Consider the following 6,468-nt stretch of genomic DNA (forward strand, 5'->3'; position numbering starts at 1 on the left):
TCAGGAAGTAAATCGATGTCTTTTATTGATAAGCAGGGCATTCGCGCGCCCATGATTCATGAAAAAGTGGCTTATTGGGCGGCACAAACGCCTGATGCTGTCGCCGTACGCAACGTATATGAAACATTGACCTACTCCCAACTTGATCGTGAATCCTCCGCTCTGGCAGCTTATCTGAGAGCCCAAGGTATTCAGGCGGGAGACCTGGTCGGGATTTTTTTCCAGCCGTCTGTGTCGACCCTGGTCTGCATCATCGGGATTCTCAAATGCGGCGCGGCTTATGTACCGCTGGATATTGCCAATCCAGCCTCTCGACTGATGCTGATGATTCAACAACTGGCGAATCTCAAACTCATCTTCGCCACCGCGCAGACCGCCGAGATCCTCAAGGAAGTACCGCTCGCGGTCGCCGAGATCGAATCCTTGCGCCGGCAACTGGCGCAAGCCCCCATGGCTGAAGCATTTGTCTCGCCGGCCCGGGAGAACGACCTTTGCTACACCGTATTCACTTCGGGTACTACTGGCATTCCCAAGGCTGTCGCCATTACTCATCGCAGCTGGGCGAATCTGATCAACTGGCATGTCAATGAATATGGCCTCGACCAGGAAGCCAACGGCATTTTGGTATCGGCATTCGGCTTCGACATTTCCCAGCGCAGCCTGGTAACACCACTGTATTGCGGCGCGGCAATTTCACTCACCAGCAGTAGCGTGTTTGATGGCTACGAGATTGTCGATCTCATTGAACGTCACCGAATCCGCAGCATTCACCTGGCACCCAGCTCCCTCTATCTGATCATCCAGGCCGGCCAGGCCGGGGACCGCCTGGGGACGCTACGGCATCTGTTTATCGGCGGTGAGGCACTGGCAACCGCCCGGGTGATGGATTGGGCCCGGAAAAAAGGCTCCGCATGCAATTTGATCCACCAGTACGGCGTTGCTGAATGCACGGACGTGGCGACGTCTTACACCATGTCTGACTACCAGACCTATCTGGCCGAAGGCATTCCCATGGGCAACCCTGTTGGTAATTGCCGCGTGGACATTCTTGATGACGAGGATCGTCCGGTTGCCGTGGGAGACATTGGTCAGATCGTGATCTCCGGCATGGGTGTCGGCAGAGGCTATCTGAACAACCCTTCTCTGCAGGCGGAACGTTTCAGGCACGTATCCATCGATGACGTCGTGCGTCTCGTCTACTTCACCGGGGATTACGCTCGGCGCGTGTCGGACGACAAGTCGATCTGCCTGGGGCGACGAGATAACCAGATCAAGATCCGCGGCATGCTCGTGAATCTGTCCGAGATCGAGAATGGGGTTCGCAATGCCTTGCCGGCGATTGAGGATGCCATTGTCTTGAACACCCAGGCCCTCCCTGACCAGGAACCGGAGCTCACCGCCTTCGTGACCACGGCGGACGAACTGCCTGCGCTTCGCGACATCGGTCATCGGCTCGGAACGCTCCTGCCCCGCCATATGCACCCGCGGCGTTACGTGGCCTGCAAGCAGTTCCCACTGACCCAGAACGGCAAAATCGATCGCAAGGCCCTGTTGGGCATGGCCTGAAGAACGCGTACCGCATCATCCCAAAAAGGAAGTATCCAATGACACAGATGGACCAAAAAATTTCTGCCACGACCGGATTACCTGCAAACGCAGTAATCACTGATGACATTCAGAAGGATATCGAGTTCTTCGAGAAGAATGGTTTCATCGGTCCGATCAAACTTTATGAACCGGATGAAGCGGCAGAAATCCTGCGTGCATTACGCGCCGCCAACCATGACCGCTCGCACATTCTGTATGACAACAACATGAACTATGACCGACATTTCGATATTCCCGAATTGTCCCGGCACATCATGCACCCGACCATTCTGAAATACCTTCGCGGTATTCTCGGCGCCGATCTGCTTTGCTGGCGCTCGGAGTGGTTCGCCAAGTTTCCAGGCGGCCGGGGTACTGAATGGCACCAGGTGCGTGACTACAGTTACACCGACGGCAATCCACTGATCGTGCCGACGCAGACCGATTGGAACGCTTACATCGACTTGACGGTGTGGACCGCGTTCACACCCGCGACCAAGGAAACCGCCTGCATGCGCTTTCTGCCGGGTTCGCACAAGAAGTATTACTACGACGAAAAGAAAAGCGTCTCTACTGGCCGCAATGGCGACTACCAGCACACTCAAACCGATACGGGCTTCTTCGGCTACGACTTTTCCGAGTTCAAGGTTGATCCTTCCTGGGATCCGGAAAGTGCAAACCCGGTGGACATGGAACTGCAGGCAGGTGAGTGCGTGATTTTCACCGCATCCTGTGCTCACGCTTCTCACAACAACTCCACCGAGCGGCAGACCCGACTGGCCATTTCCGGCCGTTACGTCCCCACTCACGTGCGAGTTTATCCGGATCTCGAGAAGTACAACGCGCACGGCGAAACATTCGACCTGACTAACTATGCGACGGTGCTGGTGTCCGGTACGGACACTTACGATCACAACAAGATCCGCACGACCAACAACCGCGACCAACTGTTCTCGTTCTCGCAGGCAGAGGAGAAAAAACCATGCTGAACGCCATCCACAAAATCTGCGCCGACGTGCTGAATTACCCGGAACTGAAAATGGACGAGGATTTCTTCGACGTCGGTGGGCACTCACTGATGATGGCGGAGATCCAGCGTCAACTGCATGATGATTTGAAAGTTCACATCAACATGGAGTCGCTGTTCCGCAACTCTTCGGTGATCAAACTCAGTAAGGCTATTCAACCGACTTTGACCGCACAAATGGGCTAACCCCGGGCCGGCCCACGTCAACTGCGTGGGCCGGCCAAACTGGAGACAAGATCATGAAAACTTTCGCGTTGCTGGAGCAGCCGCAAACCGGTGAGGCTGTCGACCTGACCTTCAAACGAGGCTCGCTGTTTGCGGCTTTCATGAGCCGCGCCACCCAATGCGCGGCGGTCAGTGCCGACAAGATCGAGGCGGCCTTGCACCTGAATCGGCTCCTGGAAAATGGCCAGGTGCACTTCAATGCCCTCGAGGATGGTACGGCGTTTGAAGCGTTCTACGGCCCCTCTTGCGATGCCACGGCGCAGATATCGACCCAGATTCCGTTTTGGTCGGAAAAGATCGTCTCTAAAATCCGAAAGACCGTGCGCCAGTCCCAGGGGGCAATCTGTTCGTTGAAGCTGTTCGATTCGCAAGAGTCCATCGACGTTTTCGTTACGGACTGGAGTTCCTGTACGGCAGCCTGTGCCATCGCGGTGCACAAATACCACTGGTTCACACGGCGTCTGGCCGATCGTCCCGCCACTGACAATTACTTCACCGGTGCTTATGTCCGCAATCCGCTGACAGGCGACTTGATGTCCGTCTGGGTTGCGGACTGGGTCAAGCCCGACTTCGGCACGGGTGCCGTGCTGGTGAATCCGGCCCACAACAAGACCGATCTTGATTTCGCCAGAAAAGTCGGCCTGCCGATTCGCTTCAGCCTCTCCCTCGACGCACAGGTGGATGAGCACTCGATGCCGATCCCGCCAGTGCTCAAGACTGGCTATGCCATCCGCACCGGTTGGCTCGATGGCAAACCGGCATCGCAAGTCCACAACGATACGATCAACGCCTTGCTGCGCAAAGGCAGTGCCCGTCTGCATGAAGACAAGCGCATTCCCGGTGAAGCGATTGCGCGAATAGAACAGACCTCGCCAGACCGCGCGCAGCTGTATTGGAGTCCGCAATACGGGACATTCCATCAGGAAGCCAGCCAGGGCCTGCCGGTACGTGTCGACTTCAGTCCAAGCTTCCAGGCGGCCGTGACGACTGTCACGCATCGCCCGAATCATCTACAGGTCGATGCATCGATCCAGAAAAAGAACATCGGTGTGCTTGCCGGACTCATCTTCGACATGGGTGGCATGGAGGCGTTTGTCCCACTGACACTGCTCGAATCCGTCGAATATGCCGGCAGCCGCGGTGAAGGCGATCCAGCGGTGGACCTTGCGCTGCTGGTCGGCGAAGAGCCTGAAAAGGTGCTGGTGATCCGGAAGGCCTTGATTGATCAGATCGACAGTTTCCTCAACGGCTGCCAGAAACTTTCTGCACGCCTGGGGGAAAACGGGACGCTGCCACCGGCGCAAGTGACCGCTGCATTGGTCCAAGGAGATCCCGTCTCCGCCTTCCGTACCTTTTACCAATGGCAGAAGCAGATGGTCGCCAACGACGAAGTAATTGATCAGTCTGCCTACACCTCGATTCTTTCGACGTTGGCCTGCAGTCGGCCTGAACAGGAGTTACAACATGGAAATTTTCCTCTACGCCTTCAGCGTTATGTACAGCCCCGGCCCGGTCATGTGATGGGTTGAACGCCGGACTCACCGGGCAGTTTCGCCGCACGGTCGGTTTCTTCATCGGGGTCGGTTGCGCGATGTTCGCGCTGTTCCTGATTTTTGGTTATACCGGCGAGGCGTTGATTTCGCGTTCCGTGCTGCCTTACCTGGCGCTCATCGGTGGTTGTATACCCTTTACCTGGCCTTCAAGGTCTTTACCTCCAAAGTTGTCCTGCCCGGCAAGGTCGAGGCAAGTCAGCCGACGGACAAACCTCTGACATTCTGGAATGGCTTCCTCATCCAGGCATTGAATCCAAAAGGGATGATGGTGGTACTGCCCATCACGACCGTGATGTTCCCCGCCGCTCACGTCACGGGCACGAACATCGCGCTGGTTTCCATCATGATCGCCCTGGGCGGCGCCGGTGCTCCGGGTATCTATTCATTTCTCGGCGCGGCGCTCGGCAAGCGAATCACCAAGGAGTCGTACTTCAACTTCTTCAATCGGTTGATGGGCATCGCGCTGGCGGTCTGCGCCGCCTTCATGCTCTACGACTTCTACATTCACACTCAAGGACTCTGAGATGCTCAAGCAACAACAGGCGATTAATTGGGATACAGTCCCGCGAGAGCAGTTGGGCGACTCAATAGTGCGGCAGATCATCAGCGGCGATGAATTGATGATGGTGAAGCTGACCATGAAAGCCGGTTCCGTGGTCAAACATCACAGCCATCCCAACGAACAGATGACCTATATCCTCAAGGGCAAGATCCGCTTTACTCACGGCCTGGAGATGGAACAGAGCACAACACTGTGCGCCGGGGACGTTCTCCACTTTCCAGCCAATGTCCCGCATGCCGCCGAATGCCTGGAGGATACCGTCGACCTTGATGTGTTTACGCCTCCGCGACGTGACTGGTTCGCAGCCAATGGCAATGCGTATTTCGAACAGCCAGCAGAGGCTTGCGATGAGTAACCCGCAATCGAGTAAATGGCTTCAGCGAAAAGTTCAACCGGCGGCGCGCAGTCGCCTGTTGTGCTTTCCGTTCGGTGGCGGCAGCGCCTCGTTCTATCGAGACTGGCAAGCGATGCTGGGCCCGCGGATCGAGGTTTGCGCCGTCCAGTTGCCGGGACGAGAATCGCGCTTTGATGAATCATTCATCACCGACATCAACGATCTCCTACCGCCCCTGGTGCATGCGGCCAGCGATTTGTTTCGACCTGCCTCTGCACCTGTTCGGATACAGCCTGGTGCCGGTATAGCGCAAAAATTTGCGACTTACTGCGACACGCTTTATCCCAACTTGCAGATCGTCTCACTCACTGCCTGTGCCAGCTCCGCCTCTCCCGCGCATCGCCTGAGCGCGTCAACCATGAGCGACGAGCAGTTCATGGACTACATCATGGGTTGGGCGGACTTTCCAGCGAAATCGCAGCCAACCCGGGCCTGCGCGCCATTGCCTTGAGAACCTTGCGCAGCGACTTCGCCCTTTCCGAAAGCATCAATCTGGCTGATGCCGATCCGGTTGCAAACCGATTCTCGCCATTGGCGGCGATGGCGATCCTTCCGTACCGATCTCCGGATTGCAGCATGGTCGGACAAGACCACTGGCAACTTTGTCCACCAGGTTTTCCCTGGGGACCACTTTTCGTTCGTCAAAACTTGCCAAAAGTTTGGATGCCCTGCGAGATTCATCGCCTTGTAACTATGACTGGATCATCTTTGAAATGGATTTCATTAACGTATTTCTCAACATCGCCTCGGCGCATCGTTGATTCTGCTGCTGCCAGGTCCCACCAATACCTTGCTGATGACGTCCGGTTATACCTGCGGCCCGGCTCGGACATTGCCATTGATCGCCACCGAAGCGCTCGGCTACAGCATCGCAATCAGTGCTGGGGCTTCGTACTCATTGCATTGTCCGCACGCTACCCAGGCATAGGTACGGCAATGAAGTTGCTGTGCGCCGCCTACCTGACGTTCATTGCTTACCGCATTGCCTCGATGAAACAGTTGACGAGCGAATCCCAGCGCTCGGCCGTAAGCTCCAGGTCACTATTGACCGCAACGCTACTCAACCCCAAGGCGCTGTTATTCGCCTCCATGGTATTTCCTCGGGAAGTTTATGGTACGG

The 6,468-nt window shown here is 56.2% G+C and carries 8 protein-coding genes; all 8 read left to right on the plus strand.

Features of this window, described 5'->3' with window-relative positions; translation table 11 throughout:
• The first annotated feature begins 15 nt into the window (after positions 1-15).
• Positions 16-1,566, plus strand: a complete 1,551-nt coding sequence (locus tag PFEN_RS18935; protein ID WP_191488330.1) for an amino acid adenylation domain-containing protein — start codon at positions 16-18, stop codon at positions 1,564-1,566.
• Between the two features lie 38 nt (positions 1,567-1,604).
• Entirely contained in the window at positions 1,605-2,576 is a 972-nt protein-coding gene (locus tag PFEN_RS18940) for a chlorinating enzyme (RefSeq protein WP_224771007.1), read from the plus strand.
• A complete protein-coding gene (locus tag PFEN_RS18945; protein ID WP_191488331.1) occupies positions 2,570-2,800 on the plus strand; it encodes an acyl carrier protein in 231 nt (76 codons plus the stop codon). Before PFEN_RS18940 ends, PFEN_RS18945 begins: the two co-directional genes overlap by 7 nt.
• Before the next feature lie 53 nt (positions 2,801-2,853).
• The gene (locus tag PFEN_RS31205; protein ID WP_318192846.1) at positions 2,854-4,368 is read left to right on the plus strand and encodes a class I tRNA ligase family protein; all 1,515 of its coding nucleotides are present in this window, start codon (positions 2,854-2,856) and stop codon (positions 4,366-4,368) included.
• Positions 4,369-4,423: 55 nt separating this feature from the next.
• Positions 4,424-4,915 (plus strand): hypothetical protein, encoded by a 492-nt coding sequence (locus PFEN_RS18955; RefSeq protein WP_318192847.1) that lies wholly within the window; start codon positions 4,424-4,426, stop codon positions 4,913-4,915.
• Position 4,916: 1 nt separating this feature from the next.
• Complete coding sequence (locus tag PFEN_RS18960) at positions 4,917-5,309, plus strand: cupin domain-containing protein (protein ID WP_191488332.1); 393 nt, start codon at positions 4,917-4,919, stop codon at positions 5,307-5,309.
• Positions 5,302-5,799, plus strand: a complete 498-nt coding sequence (locus PFEN_RS18965; protein ID WP_224771008.1) for a thioesterase II family protein — start codon at positions 5,302-5,304, stop codon at positions 5,797-5,799. Before PFEN_RS18960 ends, PFEN_RS18965 begins: the two co-directional genes overlap by 8 nt.
• The coding region (locus tag PFEN_RS18970; protein WP_263596615.1) for a hypothetical protein at positions 5,742-6,468 on the plus strand (727 nt) is incomplete at its 3' end. The genes PFEN_RS18965 and PFEN_RS18970, both read left to right, overlap by 58 nt.

It is taken from the genome of Pseudomonas sp. FEN, assembly GCF_904067045.1.
In the GTDB taxonomy this organism is placed as follows: domain Bacteria; phylum Pseudomonadota; class Gammaproteobacteria; order Pseudomonadales; family Pseudomonadaceae; genus Aquipseudomonas.

Coding starts and splice junctions, on each gene's coding strand:
- PFEN_RS31205 (WP_318192846.1), top strand. CDS start 2,854: ATGAAAACTTTCGCGTTGCTGGAGCAGCCGCAAACCGGTGAGGCTGTC.
- PFEN_RS18965 (WP_224771008.1), top strand. CDS start 5,302: ATGAGTAACCCGCAATCGAGTAAATGGCTTCAGCGAAAAGTTCAACCG.
- PFEN_RS18960 (WP_191488332.1), top strand. CDS start 4,917: ATGCTCAAGCAACAACAGGCGATTAATTGGGATACAGTCCCGCGAGAG.
- PFEN_RS18940 (WP_224771007.1), top strand. CDS start 1,605: ATGACACAGATGGACCAAAAAATTTCTGCCACGACCGGATTACCTGCA.
- PFEN_RS18945 (WP_191488331.1), top strand. CDS start 2,570: ATGCTGAACGCCATCCACAAAATCTGCGCCGACGTGCTGAATTACCCG.
- PFEN_RS18935 (WP_191488330.1), top strand. CDS start 16: ATGTCTTTTATTGATAAGCAGGGCATTCGCGCGCCCATGATTCATGAA.